The sequence below is a fragment of the Shewanella acanthi genome (assembly GCF_019457475.1).
Lineage (GTDB): Bacteria > Pseudomonadota > Gammaproteobacteria > Enterobacterales > Shewanellaceae > Shewanella > Shewanella acanthi.
On sequence record NZ_CP080413.1, the window covers coordinates 672,743 to 692,075 of the forward strand.

At 47.8% G+C, this 19,333-nt stretch carries 17 protein-coding genes; 13 read left to right on the forward strand and 4 right to left on the reverse strand.

All coding sequences use genetic code 11. The features are described from left to right. Nucleotides 1–36: 36 nt before the first annotated feature. From K0H61_RS02995 to K0H61_RS03025, 7 genes are all read left to right on the forward strand, one after another. Complete coding sequence (locus K0H61_RS02995) at nt 37–4,317, forward strand: phage tail tape measure protein (RefSeq protein ID WP_220051289.1); 4,281 nt, start codon at nt 37–39, stop codon at nt 4,315–4,317. Nucleotides 4,318–4,419: 102 nt separating this feature from the next. Continuing rightward, nucleotides 4,420–4,806, forward strand: coding sequence for a hypothetical protein (locus K0H61_RS03000; protein WP_220051290.1), 387 nt, complete (start codon nt 4,420–4,422; stop codon nt 4,804–4,806). Between the two features lie 38 nt (nt 4,807–4,844). Further along, on the forward strand, nt 4,845–7,280 hold the full coding sequence (locus K0H61_RS03005) for a hypothetical protein (protein ID WP_220051291.1): 2,436 nt from the start codon (nt 4,845–4,847) through the stop codon (nt 7,278–7,280). Nucleotides 7,281–7,375: 95 nt separating this feature from the next. Further along, nucleotides 7,376–8,287: a hypothetical protein gene (locus tag K0H61_RS03010; protein WP_220051292.1), complete on the forward strand. Its 912-nt coding sequence runs from the start codon at nt 7,376–7,378 to the stop codon at nt 8,285–8,287. Next, the gene (locus tag K0H61_RS03015; RefSeq protein ID WP_220051293.1) at nt 8,280–8,585 is read left to right on the forward strand and encodes a hypothetical protein; all 306 of its coding nucleotides are present in this window, start codon (nt 8,280–8,282) and stop codon (nt 8,583–8,585) included. The genes K0H61_RS03010 and K0H61_RS03015 overlap by 8 nt, the downstream gene beginning before the upstream one ends. Further along, entirely contained in the window at nt 8,582–10,369 is a 1,788-nt protein-coding gene (locus tag K0H61_RS03020; RefSeq protein ID WP_220051294.1) for a hypothetical protein, read from the forward strand. Before K0H61_RS03015 ends, K0H61_RS03020 begins: the two co-directional genes overlap by 4 nt. Nucleotides 10,370–10,458: 89 nt before the next feature. Continuing rightward, complete coding sequence (locus tag K0H61_RS03025; protein WP_220051295.1) at nt 10,459–10,671, forward strand: hypothetical protein; 213 nt, start codon at nt 10,459–10,461, stop codon at nt 10,669–10,671. A 24-nt stretch (nt 10,672–10,695) separates the two neighbouring features. Here the strand turns inward: K0H61_RS03025 and K0H61_RS03030 are convergent, their stop codons facing one another. Together K0H61_RS03030 and K0H61_RS03035 are read right to left on the reverse strand one after the other, a co-directional pair. After that, nucleotides 10,696–11,727, reverse strand: a complete 1,032-nt coding sequence (locus tag K0H61_RS03030; protein WP_220051296.1) for a hypothetical protein — start codon at nt 11,725–11,727, stop codon at nt 10,696–10,698. Then, nucleotides 11,728–12,792, reverse strand: coding sequence for a tyrosine-type recombinase/integrase (locus tag K0H61_RS03035; RefSeq protein WP_220051297.1), 1,065 nt, complete (start codon nt 12,790–12,792; stop codon nt 11,728–11,730). Nucleotides 12,793–12,911: 119 nt separating this feature from the next. On the opposite strand from K0H61_RS03035, the gene dusA reads away from it, so the two are divergent. The 3 genes from dusA (at nt 12,912) to K0H61_RS03050 (ending at nt 14,767) form a co-directional block, all read left to right on the forward strand. After that, nucleotides 12,912–13,931, forward strand: coding sequence for a tRNA dihydrouridine(20/20a) synthase DusA (dusA, locus tag K0H61_RS03040; protein ID WP_220051298.1), 1,020 nt, complete (start codon nt 12,912–12,914; stop codon nt 13,929–13,931). Nucleotides 13,932–14,128: 197 nt separating this feature from the next. Beyond that, nucleotides 14,129–14,422: a hypothetical protein gene (locus K0H61_RS03045; protein WP_220051299.1), complete on the forward strand. Its 294-nt coding sequence runs from the start codon at nt 14,129–14,131 to the stop codon at nt 14,420–14,422. 144 nt (nt 14,423–14,566) lie between these two features. Beyond that, nucleotides 14,567–14,767 carry a PspC domain-containing protein gene (locus K0H61_RS03050; protein WP_220051300.1) on the forward strand — a complete coding sequence of 67 codons (201 nt, stop codon included), beginning with the start codon at nt 14,567–14,569 and terminating at the stop codon, nt 14,765–14,767. A 58-nt stretch (nt 14,768–14,825) separates the two neighbouring features. Here the strand turns inward: K0H61_RS03050 and K0H61_RS03055 are convergent, their stop codons facing one another. Further along, nucleotides 14,826–15,563, reverse strand: coding sequence for an enoyl-CoA hydratase-related protein (locus tag K0H61_RS03055; RefSeq protein WP_220051301.1), 738 nt, complete (start codon nt 15,561–15,563; stop codon nt 14,826–14,828). Nucleotides 15,564–15,598: 35 nt separating this feature from the next. Here K0H61_RS03055 and K0H61_RS03060 point away from each other — a divergent pair, with 35 nt between their 5' ends. Genes K0H61_RS03060 through K0H61_RS03070 form a run of 3 tightly spaced genes read left to right on the forward strand, consistent with a single transcriptional unit; the run spans nt 15,599 to nt 17,804 of the window. Beyond that, nucleotides 15,599–16,081 carry a copper chaperone PCu(A)C gene (locus K0H61_RS03060; RefSeq protein WP_220051302.1) on the forward strand — a complete coding sequence of 161 codons (483 nt, stop codon included), beginning with the start codon at nt 15,599–15,601 and terminating at the stop codon, nt 16,079–16,081. Between the two features lie 11 nt (nt 16,082–16,092). Continuing rightward, nucleotides 16,093–17,061, forward strand: coding sequence for a DUF2333 family protein (locus K0H61_RS03065; RefSeq protein ID WP_220051303.1), 969 nt, complete (start codon nt 16,093–16,095; stop codon nt 17,059–17,061). 2 nt (nt 17,062–17,063) lie between these two features. Further along, entirely contained in the window at nt 17,064–17,804 is a 741-nt protein-coding gene (locus tag K0H61_RS03070; protein ID WP_220051304.1) for a TIGR04219 family outer membrane beta-barrel protein, read from the forward strand. Nucleotides 17,805–17,880: 76 nt separating this feature from the next. Here K0H61_RS03070 and tolC read toward each other — a convergent pair whose 3' ends face one another. Further along, nucleotides 17,881–19,188 (reverse strand): outer membrane channel protein TolC, encoded by a 1,308-nt coding sequence (gene tolC, locus K0H61_RS03075; RefSeq protein ID WP_220051305.1) that lies wholly within the window; start codon nt 19,186–19,188, stop codon nt 17,881–17,883. Nucleotides 19,189–19,333 lie beyond the last annotated feature (145 nt).

The following is a 19,333-nucleotide window of genomic DNA, read 5'->3' on the forward strand; positions in this document are numbered from 1 at the left end:
TTGCTGCGCGTAGGGTTATATAAATAAGGGCAAGTTATGAGCTTTAAAGATCAAGAAGTGAATTTAATCATTCAGGGTAAAGATTTATTTTCGGCTGAGGCGAAAAAGTCTGAGCAAGCCTTACAGGAGTTGGGGCGCGAGAGTGAAAAGCTTAATGAGCAACTGGATGATTTAAAACAACAGCAAGAGGCTATCCGTGCTATTGGCGAACTAACGGATTCTATTAGCCGTAACTCGCAGGCATTTAGCGATAACAGTGTTGCCCTTGATCAATTAAAGCGTGAACAAAAACAAGCCGCGACAGAAGTCAAAACGCTTGAGTCTGCCCAACGTGAAGCGGCGGCATCTACCGCTAATGTCGAAGCGGAGTATCAACAAACGGCCGCACAGCTAGCGCAATATGATAGCCAAGTGGCGGCTACCCGTGCCGAAGTTGAGCGCTTAAGCGCGACCCAAGGAAAAGGTGCGCAGGCAAGTCAAGCACAGGCCGCCGCCTTATCTAAAGCGAAGAATGATTTACAACAGCTTGAAACCACTCAACGGAGTACCGCCGCCAGCGCTGAGAAGCTTAGCAACGAACTCGAACAGGAGCGCCGCGGCCTTAATCAACTTAATGCCGCCGTCGATGAGGCGAGCCGTAAAAAGGCGGAGTATGCGCTTAAGGTTAAAACTGCCAGCAGTGATCTGACACAACTTGGTACGTCCATCAGCCGCAATAAGCAAGAACTCGGTAAGCAGCAAGCCGTGTTGCAAAAGGCTGGCGTGGATATGGAGCGCCTTGGCGATGCCAGCAAAGAGCTTAAGGTAAAACAAGCGGCAGCCGAGCAAGCGCTAAAAGGCGTTAATGAAAAACTCACTGTCCATAATGCGTTGTTGCAAAACAATAAAACGGTGGCGGCAGCGTCAACGGCGCAAACTGCACTGACCACCACCGCCGTACAAACCTTAGCTAAGGCTTATGCGGCGCTGCTGTCGGCGCAGCAAGCGGTGGCAGCGGTAAAAACAGGGGTTGAGAATTACGGTGAGCTAGAAGCTGCGATTACTAAGGTTGAAAAAACCACAGGTAACGCCCGTGAAACCGTGATCAAAATGGCCGCCGAGCTTAAGGAGCTTGGTGAAAAGGTGACCCCAACCAGCACCAATGAATTGCTGCGAATGGCCGAAGTCGCAGGCCAGTTAGGGACTAAATCGACCGAGGATATTTTAAGTTTGGTCGCGGCGTCGGATGCCCTAGGGTTATCGACCAACTTAGCCGGTGATGAAGCGGCCACTATGTTGGCGCGTATCCTCGGTATGACCCAAGAGGGGATCCCGCAGATCCATAGTTTGTCCTCTGCGGTTGTTGCGTTGGGTAATGATTTTGCGGTTACCGAAGCTGATATTGTGCAAATGACGAAGGAGATCGTCTCTGGCACCCGCGAGATTAACTTAGGCAGCGCCGCAGCTGCCGCCTTTGGTACGACATTAGCCGAGCTAGGCCAACCAGCTGAGCGTTCGCGCAGCGCTATGCAACGCCTTGGCGCTGAGATTAATAACGCCAGCAAAAAAGGCGGCGAGTCGCTTGAAACCTTAATGCGGATCACAGGCCAAACCGCCAAACAGATTGAGCAAGATCTTGGGGAAGCCCCTGAAAAGGTGTTGGTTAAATTCCTTGAAGGGCTGCAAAAGGTAAAGGGCGAAGGAAAATTAGTCTCTGATTCGCTTAAGGCCATGCACATTGAAGGATCGGAGGCTACAGGGGTATTAACGGTTTTAGCCGATGGTACAGATCGCTTGAAAACAGCGTTAGCGCTGAGTAACCAAGCGTATGCCGATGGCAATTACCATATGAAGGAGGCCGCCAAAGCCTATGCAGATCAAGAGTCGGCTATTGGGCGGTTAGAAAACAAGTTTCATAACTTAACCACAAGTATTGGTGAGGTGTTTTCAAACTCGGTGAATAGCTCCATCCGTGGTACGGGTGAGGCGATTGATGATGTGCGTGATTACGCTGTTAAGCTTGCTGAATATCTACCTGAATTAATCGGTGGATTTAAGGATGTATTAGAAGCGGCTGGTAATTTTACCAGTTTATTCACGGACGGCGCGTTTGATGTTGTGCTGCATAAAATGGATGAAATGGCGCTTAGCGCGAACTATTTATCCTCTGTGTTTAATACATTGACTTTGGGTATACAAGGGACTGCTTACGCTGCGTTATCGCTGTCAGAAAATATTGAATCGTTAGCAGGCATTGACACCTCAAATTTACAGAAAAAAATCGCCGATATTGGCGTGCAAATGTCAAAAACCAAAGAGTCGATTCGTAAAGATGTTGATGATATTAATGAAATAAATAAACGCTTAGCGGGCGAGTCCTCCATTGCCTATAAGACGTTTAATGACACGATGGATAAGTATGGGTTTGCGATTAGCAAGCTCAGCGAAGATCAGCAAAAGCAAATCCGCAGCATCCTCGAAGCCAATAAATATAATGCCGAACAGGAAGATCTCTATCGTAAGTTAACCCTAGCAATAAACAGGGCAAACAGTGAGATAGAAATTGAAGCGGCATTAAAAGAAAATGCCGCCAAAGCCAGTAAGGAAAAATCAGAAGCAGATGCTAAGGGCTTGGATGTCACGACCAAGCAGACGCTCACCTTGGCTGAAAATGCCACCGCATTAAAAGCGCAGGCGTTGTCACTCGATGAGGCCAAGAAAAAAGCGGCTGAGTTGCATGATAACTATGATAAAGGGCTGATTAGCACCGAAACCTATAACAACATGCTCACGCTGTTGAATGAGTCGGTTAAGGCTAACAGTGCAGAAATTGGCAACAATAATAAAGCTCAAAAATCGCAAACTGAGTTAACCACCGAGTTTCTTGCTAAGCGTAAAGAGCTGCAAGCGCAATATGAGCAAGGCTTGATAACCGAGCAAGAGCTTACTTATGCGCAGCAGGATTTAGCACGGGCTTATGATGCATCAGTGGCGAGCGCCAATGCTTCAGCCGGTACGACTGAAGTCCTGTCTGATGCTCAATTAGGATTGCAGGAAAAAATCCTCACCACTGAAAAGGCAATTAGGGAGCTACAAAAAGCGCTGGAGGATGAAAATCAGACCAGTGCAGACCTGGCGATTACTAAAGCGAAGCTTGCCAAGGAAGAGGCCAATCTTGCTGATCTAAAATTGCAAGCCGCTGAATTGGCGAAAATTGAAAATGCTAATTACAGCGAGTTGTTGATTATGCAGGCTCAATATCAAGTGCAGCTTGATGCGCTTGATCGCAGTTTTAGAGCGGGGTTAATCACTAAGCAGGAGTATGAAAGCCAGTCGCAGTTGCTCAAAGGCAGCTTGGATGAAATCAACAAAGTCTTAGGGACAAATACCGATAAGACGACTGAGAACACCAAAGCAACTGAAGAAAATACCAAGGCAACTGAAGAAAACACTGCTGCGGGTATTGAAAATGCGAAAGCATTAGCCGAGCAAATCAGTTCGATTGATGATTTTCGTGGTAGTGCTATCGCGACTCGTTCTGTGATGGTTGCCCTGAATACTGAGTACGATTACTCAAATGCAACTATCGAGGAAATGACCGATAGGTTAGCTCAGCTCGATAATCAAATTGAGGGTGCAGACCAGAAGCGTGAACGCCGTGAGCTCAATAATGCCATTCGTATGCGTAATTGGGTTAACCAAGTTGAGACGGGGTCACTCAGCTTGCAAGAGCTTGGCCGTATTGCTGATTTAGCGAATAACTCAGTTGTGCGCCTCTCTGATAACCAGTTAGTCCCACTGAATAAAGCAATTGAGGAAGCGCGGGCTAAGTTTCAGTCGTTGGCTGATGAGATCAATCAAACAACGCTGGATATTCAAGACCGCCTCGATGCTGCTTTGGGTAATGAGACTGCTATTACGGAGCGTAAATTTGCTAGTGAGCTGAAAGAAGTCGAAAGCTTAATTGAAACAGCTAAGTCTTACGGTGACAGCCAGCTAATCAAAAAACTGCAAAAGAGTTTAAGCGACCTAAAACAAGCTCAAGCGCTGGAGCGTAAAGCAACACAAGCCCAGCAGGCCGCCGACGAAGCCGCTAAGGCTAAGAGTGAGGCCTCCACCAAAGCCGCCTCGGCAGCAGCAAGTTCGACCACGCAAACCAGCCAACCGACTACCACGACCACCCCAGCACCGACTGCCAGCGCTTCGGCGTCGAGCAGTGCTGACACTGTGGTGTTAAAGCTACAGGTGGGCGGCAACAGCTTTGATGCGTCGATGAAGCGCAGCTTAGTGACTGAGCTGGTTGCCGAAATCAAGCGGCTGCAATCCGTGGGCGGCTAATCACTTGAACAGCTAAGGCCTGCGCCCTATAGGCGGCTACTTCTTCTGGAGGTGGCCGCCTTTGTTTTTTCTATTCCACCGCAAACAAAATCCAGGTGATAAATGACAACCGTTGCCCCGACCATAGTTGATAGCATCCCTATCAGCGCCGATTTGCTATGGCTTAACCGCAATGCGCAGCAGCGGGTGGCGAGCAATATCAAGCGGGCGCTCAATGGCGCGCCCCATATCAATATGGCCCCAATCCCCTCCGGCTTTGTGATGGAGCTTGGCACCAAAGAGGGCGGCATGAGTCGAGCCGAATTTACCACCCTGCAGACCCACGCCAACACCACGCTCACCGAGTTCAACCTCAGCTTTGAAGGCACCAATTACACAGTGATGTGGGACAGCACCCAAGGCGCACCCATTAGCGGCGATGACATTTTCGACGAGGTTGGCGGCTTCGCCACTCTCACCAACGTCACCCTCAAGTTACTGATCCTTTAGAACACATCCTATAGCCATTTTGATATTCGAGATCCCCTATGACTATCAACCGTAACAATCTCAAAATCCAAAAGCCTGAGGTGCTGGGCAGTAACTCAGACGCAGGTGGCCAGCGCACCAAAAATACCGTGATTGCAGGTGAGCTTAACCAGCTATTTAAAGCGATATCCGATATCGACCACGCCACCAGTGCGGTCGATGTGGTGAAGTGCTTCCCCTGGGTGGACACCCCAGGCACAGAAACCCTACTTGATGGTCACATTTTTGTGAGTGCGCCGCCAACCGATCCACTGGTCAGCATCTTAATTGCCGAATCCTCATTATTGAATGACGCCAGTCGCATGACCGATATGATCGATATGCTCGAATCCTCGGTACGCGCAGGCCAACTTATTCGCCGTGGATTAATTGGATTACTAGCAGGGCAAGACTCCTTCCCCCGCGCTTACCTGCAAACCATGTATCGCTATAACGATAAAGATATCTGGGCTAACGTGCGTTTAGGCCAAGGGCAAATTATCTGTATTAGCGTGGAATATGCAGGCAACGAGAATGCGCTTTACCCACGCTTTGAGCATTTTTGCGAAATCAAAGAATCGGTAACAGGTGGCCAAGAGGGGCAGGTGTATTTTAGCCCACCGATCCCCTACGACACCCCCGATGCCTCGGTGATTATCAATGGCGAAACGGGCTGTACTAAGCTGCGCTACACCAGTGAAAACGCCGACATTAAATACCATGGCGTAAGCCTGCTTACCGCCGAGAACAACAGCACTTTGCTATCGGTTGGCAGCACTCGCACTGAGCTGCTGCCTAAAATTCGCCAAGTCGCGGTAAGTGCGGGCAATAAGATTACCGTGGACGATAGCGCCGATGTGGCCAGCAGCTTAGTGCATAACACCATTACCCGCAGTGGTAATGGTGGCACTACCTACATTTATAACGTGCCCGAGTTGATGGATGATCCCTACTTTGCCACCTATGGCATCAAGCATGTTGAGGTGATTGGCCTTTACAGTTGGGCGGCCACCATTAGCATTACGGGTACCACGGTCACAGTCACTTACACCACAGCGATGTCATCCAATCAAACGATTGGGATTAAGTATTTTTCATCCCTGCGTTATAGCAGCTATAGCAGCGCGAGTGCTTTCCCCGCCGCTAAAAAACTCACTATTGGTACCGTCAAAGCCTCTGCCACCTTTAGCGATAGCAACTATGGCACTATCACGCTCACCGAGTACACGGGCGGCGAGCTGCGCGAATCCAATGGCCGCGTAGTAGCGACCATTAATTACCTCACAGGCGTGGTAACGAAAAACACCGATAGCCGCGGCGCATTTACCGTGGCCTACGATGCCTTAGTAGAAGATTCGGCAATCTCGGATAACTCAGTGAGCTTTGCCTTAAGTCAACCCGAGCCGATTTTAGACAGCTTTTATGTGGTGGTATCCACTACCTCAGACACTTTGCTCAGTGGCAGCAGCGATAGCGCTGGCAATATCACCGGCACGGGCATTACCGGCACCATTGAAAACGGCATGGTCACGCTATCGTTTTCGGCCAACGTGGACCTAACCACCTTAAGTTATGACATAAGCGAAACCGTCACCCTTAACCCGCCGCCAGAGCTGTACGGCCTAAATCCGCTGCGCCTACCCTCGGGCGGGGTGGTGAATCACTTTAATGATTGGACGCCCATCTCTATCGAGCATACTAACGTGCAAGTGGTGGCAAACCCTGCTCCTGCGCAAATCTTTAACGTGCGAACAGATGCACGATTTGTGGATATTACCGACAGCCTAGGCGCAAGCCTGTGGACCATTGATAACACCCACTTTAGCCACAATAGCGCCACGGGCGTGGTCACGCTAAACAGTGATTTTACCGGCTTTGTGGCGCCGTTCGTACTCACCGACACTATTGGTGAAGAAGCGCTAGTCACAGAGGTAAAAGAGGGCGCATTGCAGTTATCGGCTGAGCTTTCGCGCACCTACCCTGTGGGCTCGATTGTCGCCTCCATCCAAAATTTGGGCGATTTGCAGGCACGCACAGGCCCAGTGCGGGATATGACGGCATGGTCTAACAACTGGGACGTAGACGGCACCAACGCAGTGGGCTCAATGAACGTGGTGGACTACCCAATTGAGGTCAGTAACGAAACCGCGATTAACGAAGATTGGGTGCTGATTTTTACATCAAGTACGGCGTTCCGCTGTGTGGGTAAAGGTATTGGCCAAATCGCCACGGGCGATATTCTTAACGACTTTGCCCCAATCAACCCGCTAACCCTGCTGCCTTACTTTGTTATTCGCCAACAAGCCTTTAACGAAGGTTGGCAGACGGGGGAGGCCGTGCGCTTTAGAACTTACGCCAGCAGCAAGCCTGCGATGCTTATTCGCACTGTTGCCTCAGGCCACAGCCAAATCACCACCGACCGCACCACCATTGCCTTCCGTGGCAATGAGTCGTAAAGCAAAAAGCAAGGCGCTAGGGTCTAGCGCCTAGCGCCTAGCACTTAGAACCTAGCAACTAGAACTTAGCACCTTATTCACTAAAGGAGTTTTTTATGGGATTACCCGTTACTGTTTATCGCCATACAGACGCAGGTGCACCGCAGTTGGTTAGCTGCACCCCAAGCGAATGGATTAATATCCTCAAAAAAGTGCTGGTTGAAGGTTATGGCACCAAAGCCCCACTAGGTTGGACGCTGGAATTTGAGGATACAGGCACTTATCAGGTCGCTTTTCGTAACTCGACAACTGGTGGTAGTGGTGGATTTGTTAAATTTCAATCAGCCAGTGGTGCCAACTCAGGTAACATGCGTATAACTGCTGCGGCGAGCATGACTGATATCAATACATTTGTAAGGTCACAGTATTACAGGACATTTGCATTAGGTACAGCGGCTAAAGGGTGGGAAATTATCGGGACGGCACGTGGTTTTTGGTTCATTCAACATTACACAACAAGCCTGTCTTATTATGTGAACAGTAACCTTCAAACAAGCTTCTTTATTGGTGATATAGAAGCCCTGTATGATAATGACGCTGGCCGTTTCATGTTAATTACAGGCTACCCCACTGCCAGCGACAGCACAGGTGTGAATTCCGGTTACAGTTTCGGCTCACGTGAGACAATATACGGCCAATCGTACGCAACGGATGGTAGTAACACTAGCGCTTATTACTCATCCGAAACCTTCACTTATTTGTATCCAAATACCGGCAATTCAAATGCTGAAACATTAGGGGTTAAACATGTTGTGGCACCAGTGGTGTTAACGATTAGCTCCAATTTTGACAGTTTAACTTTGCCTCGCCTCAAGGGCTTTGTACCTGGTGCAATGGCGTCATCGTTCGCTGGATACGGTAGCGAGGTTTGGCCAAAAGAGCTAACATTCAACGGGAAAAATCATGTCGGTGTGCGTGGCACATACGGATTATGCTGTTGGATAAATACGGAGGAATGGTATGTCTAGCATCACTGTTCAACCAATAGTAACCACAGTTCCTAATATCAACCAGGCCACATTGAAAATTGATATGGACGCTGACGCTGAAAGATTGATTGTATTAGACAGGTTGACGCTTGAAGTCATCAACCACGTTATTCGCCCACCTTCGGGGTTTGCTTATCTTATTGTTCCTCAAAAATATGCCAGCACAGACAAATTGTTAGTTGGTATTGTTGATGATGATTTGGCGTTTGATTGTAAAATGGCCGATGGTGTGAGTGCCACCATTGAAGATGTGCAAGGCTTGGATATGAGCCAATGATTACCTTGCGTTTTACTAAAGCGTGGACACCTCAGACTTCGCCTATTGTTTTGCGGTTTGGGGGTGATGATGGTGGTGGCACGGGCGAGCCAGTTGCACAGGAGCTGCGGATCAATGCTGGCCTAAGTTGGGCAACCTTAAAGGCCATCGAGCAGCATATCACCTTAACCATGCAGGCAAGCGCAATTGACCAGCGTATTGATAGCCAATGGCAGGGTGAGGATATCGAGCGCCGTGAGCAGCTTAGCTGGGCTTCAAGCCCCGTGGCACGCCGCTTTACCTATCCTTGGCAAATGCGCGTTAAGCATACCCGCCGTTTGCCACTGCGCTGGACCTCGCCAGTGACGCTGCAAACTCGCCCAAGCTTAAGTTGGCAAGATGGCGAGCGCAAACAGCAGCTAACTCGCGTGGTTTGGAGCTGTTACCCTGTAGTACAACTGCGCCACAGTTCGCCATGGTTAACGGGCGCCGATGTACAACGTAAGTGCCAAAGCGCAACGGCCATGGCATGGAATAGCCAAGCCAGCGTAAAGGCCGCACATTATCTGCAGTGGGGACCAACGCGCCCACGGTATATCTGTTCTAACAAATGGCTAGACTTTGCGCCCAAGGGCAAGGTTAAGCTGCGCTTTAGCGCCCCTTACACCAACAAACAATCGCCCTTAAGCCTGCGCTTTGATACGGTGCCAACAGTCTGCCATTGGGACTATGGCGGCGGCAGGCTCAACGCTAACCCAGTGTTACCCAATCTTGATTTTAAAATCCCTATCCAACCTCAGATCCGCAGGTATTACCTAATGCAGCCAACGATTACATGCATCCGTGTGTCCGATAGTCTGCCAATTGTGATCAGCAGCGTGACCCTAAGCCAAAGCCGAGACCAGTGGGCAAGGTCGGTAAGCATCGAGTTTTCGAGCCGCATCGATGCCGAGCGCGCACACAATGCGCTATTGCTGATCAGCATCAACGGTTATGACTTTTATGCTAAGGCCGAGCAGCCAAGTTCGAGCAAAGTGTTTGGCACGCCAAGCTATAGCAGTAATGGCCGCAGCCGCGTGGCCGAGCTGGCAGCGCCAGCCCAGCGCCCAATCAGTTACACCAATACCATCGCCCGTAGCTTTGGCGGGATACTGGGCGACATATTGCAGTACACCGATTGGAGCATTGAACTCGATGAGGCTGTACCGGATTTTGTGGTGCCTGCCGGCGCCTTTAGTGTGGGCAATAAAACCCCCATCGAGGCGATTAACGAGGCGGTGACTCAAGTCGGTTGCATGCTGCTATCCGATGACAGCGCCCAAACCTTAACCGTCGTTCCGCGCTGGCCAACGTCACCGTGGGCAATGGCTGCCGCCACGCCGGATATCGCCCTGCACGATGGGGTGATCTTCAGCTATCAAGCCGCTGTTAATCAAAGCCCGTTATGTGATGTGGTATGGCTGCGCGGCGAGCAGCAGGGGATCCAAGCCAAGGTGAAGCGCGCTGGCAGTGCTGGCACCAATGCCGCGCAGGATATCAGCGCCCAGTTGATTGTTGATAACCAAGCCGCGCGCTTGGCCGGCACCGATGCACTCGCAGAGACGGGTGATAAAAATACCGTTAGCCTGACCCTGCCACTGCGTAATGACCTGCCACCGGTGAGCCCTGGCATGTTTGTTGGGTTAACCAAAGACGGCGAACTGAGCAAAGGCCTTTGCGATAGCTGGAGCCTGCGCGCCACGGTGAGCGATCGCGGTGATATCGATATCGAGCAGAGCATTACAGTGCTAGTGCCGTTAGAGTAAGCGGATAGGTATACAGAGAATGAATTAAGCCCCTCGCCATAAACGTGGGGCTTATTCTTTTACTGCATTTTTTGCCAGATTGGAGGCCTATGTTAAAACAATTACAAACGGCGCTGACCCTGCCGCGCATGATCATGACAGTCAATGCCGTGAACGCCGATGGCACAGTAACCGCCACCACCGCCAGCGGCCAAACCATGCGCATCATCGGCACCGCCGCCGTGGATGATCATATCTATGTGCAAGATGGTAGGGTGTTAGGTACCGCCCCCGATTTACCGTTTGTGGAAATAGAGGTTTAGAGCAAATAATGTGATATTCCAAACCTATTTCATAAGAATGTCTTTTTGTTTATACGTAAAAACTAACCCTTTAGGCAAATATTTTGTTATATCTTTATTTAATTTTAATTTGTTTACAGCTTCATTTCTTTCAAGTAAATCTTTCAATTTTTCTTTTGAATCGAAGTGAGAAATATTTTTGAATATGTTGAGGTATAAATTGTAAAGAAGTAACTCAGCGAACCGCAAATCGTCAATGGTTATTTCGTCTTGCTTTCCATCGTGTACGTAATTGTTTCTTTTGGTATAGATGGATTTTATTAACCCTTCAAAGCCATAAGATTGCCAAGGTTCGTAATGCCCCATAAGAGCTCTAAATATCCCCAAAAATCTCTCTTGATGATTAGAGTTACCAGAGGTAATAATAGATTCTATGGCAATCATCGTTAATAAAAAAGATTGTGAAATATCTTCCTCATAAAGACTTTTTCCAGCAAGAACTAATGAACGATATAAAATTGAATCCCAATTCGTATATTTTTTATTATCATTATTAATGATTTTTATAGCGTTAGAAAAGAAGCCACTGTTAACAACCCTTATCCATTCTTCATCTAATCTCAAAGGAAAAAAAGGCCCCCTCATTTTTGATTGGGAACCACTTTCACTTTTATGTAAATTTAAATGAAAGCTCTGTATATGATAGATATTGTTTTTGCTTATTGATGGTTTCTGTATGTGGTCTCTGCCAGTGTTAAAAAGTTGCGATAAAGCTAATATGAAAAGCTTTTCTTTAACTTCCTTCTCTGCATTTTCTCTAGCGTTTTCGAGGTGACCGTTCTTTTTCACTAGAGCAATTGTTTTAGCCGTTATTATCCGCTCAAAACTGCTCTGCCTCTTTATTTCTGCACTGCTCTGTAAGACTCCAAAACGCTTTTTAACCCTGAAAAATTTGTCTAATTTTATGAATGTTACAGTGCCTATGGTAAATTCATTATTAACTTTTTCAGTTAGCTCTAAGTTTGAGACAGGGAATATAAAAACCCATTCTCCAGTTTTGCTCTTCATTGAGGTCATCTAGATGTCCTTATCATGCAATCGTTTAGGGAATAGCTCGGTGTACACCTGCCACAGCGTGTTTATGTTTCTGTGTCCAGTAACCTGAGCTACCTCATCAATGGTATAACCTTTCTCGAATAATCGGCTTGCCCCTTCGCGGCGTAGGTCGTGATAGCGTAAGTCCTCAATCCCTAGCTCATTGCGTACTCGCTGAAAGCCTGCGGTTACACTGCGTTCATTGAAAGGAAATATCCTGTCCTCATGGCGCGGCTGTTGTTGCAGAATTTCCCAAGCGCCACCCAATAGCGGTACCAACATATGGTTACCCGATTTTTTACGCGGGTCCTTACGGTCGCGCACAATAACCGCCCGCTGTTCCTCATCCACATCAGCCCACTTAATTGCGCACACTTCACCAATTCGCATGCAGCTCAATATCGAAAAATCGAGAATATCGATATAGGGGATATGCGCTGCCCGTTGCTCAGAACGCGCCTTAAGTCCCTTCTTCAGCTTTTCAATTTCAATGGCCGTAGGCCTGCGTGAACGCCTGGTTGATTTGGCAATTAACCCTTGGGTATAGAGCGCATCATAGGCATCAATAACCGCGACCTGTGATACCTCATGGCCAAAGTTAGACTTGGCAATTCGTAATAACCAACGGATCACGCTCACATCTATCGCAAGGGTTGAAGCCCCCGTGCCAGCACTGCGTCTTTGTTTGCAGTGTTCAATAATATGCAGCGGCTTGAGCTCGTCCAAATTCACCTTGGCAATGTCACAGTCACCCAACAGCTTTAGCAAAAAGAGTTTAGTGCGGCCAATGCTGCCAATAATATGTTCGTCAGCTAAGGCTTTGTTGATGATACTTCCTAAGGTGACTTCATTCTGCGCCTTAGTCTCATAGCCGTTGGACTCAATTTCCTGTACCCGCTTTTTACCCCACGCCTCAGCCGCAGTGCTTTTGGTAAAGGTGCGTTGATCCGTGTATAATACTTTGCCTTTTTCTTTGACTCGAACTAAGCAACGATGGCGAACAGTTCCATCGGCTTTCTCGCGTTTTTGAATGCTAAACGATGCCATTTCTTGGTTCCCCGAAACCTAAAATCCAATGTATTGTGGATCACTATTGGTTCCCCGACCAGTGGAAAATAGTCAAAAATGTGCAAAAATTAGCAAGAATATATATTCAGTGAAATAAAATGACATTAGCTAAAGCCGTTGAAAATAAAGAGTTTCAAAGTAAATCAATAGATCGCACCTTTTCCATTGCACCTATGCTTGATTGGACCGACCGCCATTACCGTTATTTTGCCCGTTTAATGTCAGCCAATGCGCTGCTGTACACCGAAATGGTAACCACGGGGGCGATTCTCCACGGCCGTGGCGATTACCTTGCCTACAATCAAGAGGAGCACCCACTTGCCTTGCAATTGGGTGGTTCGAATCCAAGCGACCTTGCCCGCTGCGCCCAGCTTGCCGCAGAGCGCGGTTATGATGAAGTTAACCTCAACGTAGGTTGCCCGTCGGATAGGGTGCAGAATGGCCGCTTTGGCGCTTGCTTAATGGCAGAGCCTCAGTTGGTGGCGGAATGTGTCGATGCCATGAAGCAAGTGGTTGATATCCCCGTGACGGTAAAAACGCGCATCGGAATTGACGAGCAGGACAGCTACGCGTTTTTAACTGACTTTATTGATACGGTTAAAGCCAAAGGTTGCAGCGACTTTATTATCCATGCCCGTAAAGCGTGGTTGCAGGGCTTAAGCCCGAAGGAAAATCGTGAGATACCGCCACTCGATTATGAGCGCGTGTATCAACTTAAACGTGATTACCCTGAGCTTAATATCAGCATTAACGGCGGAGTAACGTCACTCGAGCAGGCAAAAACGCATTTAGCCCAACTCGATGGCGTGATGGTGGGGCGTGAGGCGTACCAAAACCCTTATATCCTTGCCGAGGTTGACCAGCAACTCTGTGGCAGTGAACGTGCAGTTATCAGTCGTGAAGCAGTGATCGAGGCGATGCTGCCCTATATCGAGGCGCATTTACAGTCGGGAGGTCGTTTAAATCACATCACGCGCCATATGATTGGCTTGTTCCAAGGTTTACCCGGTGCCCGTTCATGGCGCCGTTATTTAAGCGAAAATGCCCATAAACCTGGGGCGGGTATCGATATCGTGAAGCAAGCTTTTCAGACTGTTCAGTTAGATATCGCTGGTTAATTTTTATACTCGTTAATAAGTGGTGAGAATGGCTAAATTTAGTAGTTTTTTTCACCACTTTTTATTTTTGCTTTTTATCCTGTTTCCTTCCTTAAAAGTAAACTTGTTATAAAATAGACTGTTAGTTTAATTTTTATAACTTGGCACGTCCCTTGTAATAGTCCCTATGTAAGTTAATCAACGATAGGGATGACATCATGTTTACTTCAAATCTTAAAAAGTCAGTGCAAATGGGCCTAGTGCTAAGCGCTGTGTTAGTCAGTGTTTCTGCCAAGGCAGAGGTGGCGCCAACTGGGGATCTCGTGGGCGCAATTGAGCAGACTCTTTCTACTCAAGCGCAGGAATTATTAGTCACGGCGAAACGTGAGTTAGTGTTATCACTGCAAACCCAACTGGCGGAAAGTATCTATGACTTCAATAGCCAATTGAGTTTAAGTGCAGATACTCAGGATGAATCGGTTAATACCGACGAATACACTGCTAAAAAGTAAGGAGCTGCCTATGTGGTTCGTAGCCCCTTTAATCACGCTGCTACTGCTACCGGTAATTAGTCTAGCAATCATCTCGGGACTGGTTTGCTGGTTCCAGTGGCACAGCGTGAATGATCAATAACAGCTTAGCAATAGGAGTCACAAATGAATCGAGCTAAAGCACGGATGGAGGATTCTGAGCGTCTGGTGTGTGGTGTCGCCGCAGGTATGGCGAGACAATTCGGTTGGTCCTGTTTTTGGACCCGGGTTGTATGGGCGGGGGCGATTTTCTTTACCCCAGGCGTGAGTTTAGTGGTTTACTTTGTGTTGGCGCTGCTTGTCGACCAATGGAAAAGACGCGTTTAATCAGTAAGTAAATAACAAGAGGGCATGACACCCTCCTGCTAAAAGTATCAAGCGTGAATTAACGCTTTAAAAACGCTTGGAATCTGGCCTTAGCTTCATCGCTTTGTAGTCTTGCGCCAAACTGCTCTAACTCTTGGTGCATTTGATGTTGCACACGGCTCTTATGCGGGCGCATTAACTGACGGGTAATTTGCAGCGCTTGCGGTGGCTGATTTGCCAGTTTTTTAGCTTGATTAAGAGCGTAAGCTAATAATTCTTCTTGCGCGATGACATCGTTAATGATGTTTAGTCTGTGGGCGGTATTGGCATCAAAGCTCTCGCCTAGCAGCAATAATTCAGCGGCTTTTTGGTAGCCCACAAGTTCTGGCAACAACAGGCTTGCACCCGCTTCAGGCACTAGTGCTAGATTCACAAATGGCAGTTGGAACTTCGCCGTATTATCGGCATAGACTAAGTCGCAGTGCAGCAGCAGGGTCGTACCTATACCAACCGCAGAGCCTGATACAGCTGCAACGAGTGGTTTTTTAAGTTCTAATAGGCAGAATAAAAAACGTACTGCGGGATGATTCGGTCCAAGATCACTATTTTTTAAAAAATCGGCAACATCATTACCAGAAGTGAAACAATTCTCTTCGCCATGGAGCATAAAGGCGCGAATCTCGTTGTCTGCTTCACCTTCGATCAGGTATTCTGTCAGTAGTTTATACATATCAAGATCAAGCGCATTGCGCTTATCTGGGCGATTAAAGCTTAAAATACGGACGCCCTGTTCATCGCGAACCTGTATATGACTCATGGATTGTTTTCCTTTCCGAGGACTTTGGGGTAGACATGGAGTTTAAGACATTGAAACCGATATTCAAACAGTTGTTTAATTGTCTCGCGTTATCCTGTGCATCTTTTTCTGTTTTCGCCAATGTGATTATGACAGAAGGTCATGTCCGCGCTATGCCCGAAACCGTACCCAATACTGCCGCTTATTTCACCCTCGAAAATCATTCTGATAAGGCCGTAAATCTTACAGGCGTATCAACTTCTGTAGCTAAGTCTGCGATGTTACACACTATTATCGAAGAGCAGGGTATGGTCAAAATGCGCCATGTCGATGCTTTAGGCATTCCTGCCCATGGTAAGCTAACCCTTTCGCCAACTGGGGAACATGTGATGCTTCTAGGGCTCACAGCTCCTCTGACGTTAAATCAAAAAGTTGAGCTGCAATTGCAGTTCGACGATGGCGAACACCTCACGATTTCATTGCCAGTGCTAAAGCAGGCCGAACAGGCCAAGACGCAAGCGCATCAACATAGTCACTAAGGAGTCTCTGAATGCAAATAACATGGAAGAAGATCGCTGGAGTTGGTTCATTCGTTGTTTTAGTGGGATACCTTGTGAGTGTATGGTGGAGTATTGAACCCGATACCCTAACGCCACAGCAACTGACCGCTACCGAAAAGAACGTCGTTGGCTATGCGACAACGACCTCCTTGATCTTAACCGTTGAAACCCTGCTGGATAAGCAAGGTGGCTGGCTATCAAACGATACTATGCCACCTTCGTTATTGATGGATAACATGCCGGCATTTGAATATGGTGCGCTGGAGCAGGTGCGGGACTTAGCACTGATCATGCGTAAGGAATTTAGTCGCTCGCAATCCCAGTCGGCTTCGGATAAAGACTTGGGAGAAGCGCAGGCAAAACTGAACATCGACCATACTAGCTGGCTGGTGCCAAGCGCTGAAAGTGAATATCGCGATGCGATTAAGCTGCTTAAGCTATATCGTGCCCGCATGATGGATCCGAACAATCAGGATGCACAGTTTTATGCTCGCGCTGACAACCTCAACGAATGGCTTAAAGAAGTCCAAAAACGCCTTGGCAGTATGTCGCAACGCCTGTCAGCCAGTGTGGGGCAGGAGCGTTTAAATACCGATTTGGCGGGCGATAATGCCGCCCGTCAATCGACGCCAAATCTTGCTAGTCATCAAGTGAAAACCAGTTGGTGGAAGATTGATGATGTGTTCTATGAGAGCCGCGGTGCGTCCTGGGCGCTGCTCAACTTTATGCGCGCCGTTGAGGTAGATTTTGCCGACGTACTGAAAAAGAAAAATGCCGAGGTCAGCCTAAGACAAATCATTCGTGAGCTTGAGGCCACTCAGCAAACTGTTTGGAGCCCTGTCGTGCTCAATGGCAGTGGTTTTGGTTTAGTCGCTAATCACTCGTTGGTTATGGCTAATTATGTTTCCCGTGCGAATGCCGCGGTAATTGATTTAACTAACTTGCTATCTCAAGGTTAATTATGAAAAAAACTCTCCTCGCCAGTGCTGTTTTAGGACTTTTCATGGCCAGTTCTGCCCAAGCGGCAGCCCTGGTGGGTTTTAACATTGGTGGTGACTACTGGAACGCCGATACCAGCGGTAGTTTTTCCGACAAGGGGCTGCCTCAACAGGGTTTTAGCTATAGTTCTTCTGCTCAAGGAAGTTATTGGGTATCTGTGGAGCATCCCATTCCCTTTGTGCCGAACCTGAAAATCCGTGAAAATAGCTTAGATCAAAAGGGTAGAGCCGATGTAACTGACTTTGCCTTTGGTAACTACAGTTATACAGGTAAAGTGACGTCTTATACCGATCTGACCAATACCGACTTCGTGCTTTACTATGAACTGTTAGACAACGATATCATGTCATTCGATTTAGGTGCTGCTTACAAATTAATGAATGGTTCTTTGCACGTACATGATGAAGCAGGCCATCCATCCGAGAAGTCTGTTGATAGCGGTATTTTAATGGGTTATGCCAGTACCCATGTTGGTGTACCAGGTCTAGGACTATTTGGTTTTGCGGATCTAATGCTTGGAGTGAGTGAGTCTAACGTGCAAGACTATGCAATTGGTCTTGGTTGGGAATTTGATGGCGTTGCCGTCGATACCCGTGTGCGTTTAGGTTATCGTGAGTTTAACTTCGACGTGACTAAGTTTTCAGGGATTAGCGCCGATACTAAATTTGATGGTTTCTTTGCAGGGGTTGAGATCGATTTCTAAACCGCAGTTTACTTAGCTATCGAACAATAAAAAAACCGCCTTTTGGCGGTTTTTTTATGGGCGAATGATGATTAACTTATTCGGCTTTTAGGCCGTTGTTAATGGCAATCACGTCATCTTCGTTCAGTGTACCTGCCGCTTGTTTCAGCGCGACAATCGAGTTGATGTAGCTGTAACGGGCATCGGATAACTGACGTTTTGAATCGTACAGGTTACGGGTGCTGTTGAGCACGTCAACGATAGTACGAGTACCGACTTCAAAACCGGCTTGAGTCGCTTTTAACGCACTCTCAGATGAAATTACCGATTGCTCATAGGCACGGATTGAGCTGATTGATGCACCTACGTTGTTGTAGTTATTGCGAACATTCTTCACCACACCGCGGTAGGTTTGCTCCAGCGCTTGGCTCGCTTCAACATAGCTGTATTGCGCTTCGTTCACCTGAGATGTCACCCTAAAGCCTTCGAAAATCGGAATGCTCAGGTTTACACCTACACTGACGTTGTCAAAATCTGGCTCATTCACATTGCCCATTTTTTGCTCTAAGCCTTTGTTGTAACCGGCATTGAGGCTTAAAGATGGCATATGGCCAGCTTTGTAAAGGCTGATGGTTTCTTGGGCGATATCTTTGCCAATACGCTGAGTCATCAAATCGATACTGTTGGTTTCAGCAATTTTGAGCCATTCAGCAGAGGAGGTGGGGGCAGGCGTTACCGCTGAAAAACGGGCCGTATCCAATACATTCAGAGACTTGTGATCAATGCCCGTAATTTCGCGCAGGGCTTCGTAACTGTTTGCTAGGGTGTTTTCTGCCAAGATTTCGGCGGCAGATGCGAGGTCATACTGCGCCTGCGCTTCATGCACGTCGGTAATCGCTGTTAAACCTACCGCGAAACGCTGTTTGGTTTGTTCTAATTGACGTTCAATCGCACGTTTTTCAGCGCCTTGGAACTCGTAATTGTCCTTCGCAGTTAGTACATTAAAGTATGCGGTGGTTACACGAGTGATCAGGTTTTGCAGCGTTGATGCGTAATACGAGTCGGCCTGAGCCGCCGCTTTTTCCGCAAGGCTTAAACCCACCCATGCGCTGTGATCGTAAATCACTTGATTTAAACTTAGGTTACCAATGAGGCCGCTAGTGTCTTTGCTTGGATCATTCCATGCTTTATCGTAACCGACATTTGCACTGATGGTAGGTAACAATGGCGCACGGTTTTGTTCAATTTTTTCATACAGGGCATTGCGTTGGGCTTGCGCTTGTAACACAACGGGATCGTTGGTCAGTGCCTGTTGATAAATCTGCAGTAAGTCATCTGCTTGTACTGCTTGGGCGGAAGCTGCGAGGGTTAATGCAGCGCATAAAGAACGGATCTTAAATTTCATTTGCTGTCCTTATAGACAAAATCTCCATGGGGGAGAAATATGTAACTTCGTTTAGACTAAGTAATGCCTTTACCAAGGCGGTTTGCGCTTCCCGACGCTTCCCGATACAGCTAAAACTTAATGACGTAGAGTCTAAAAACTCCCA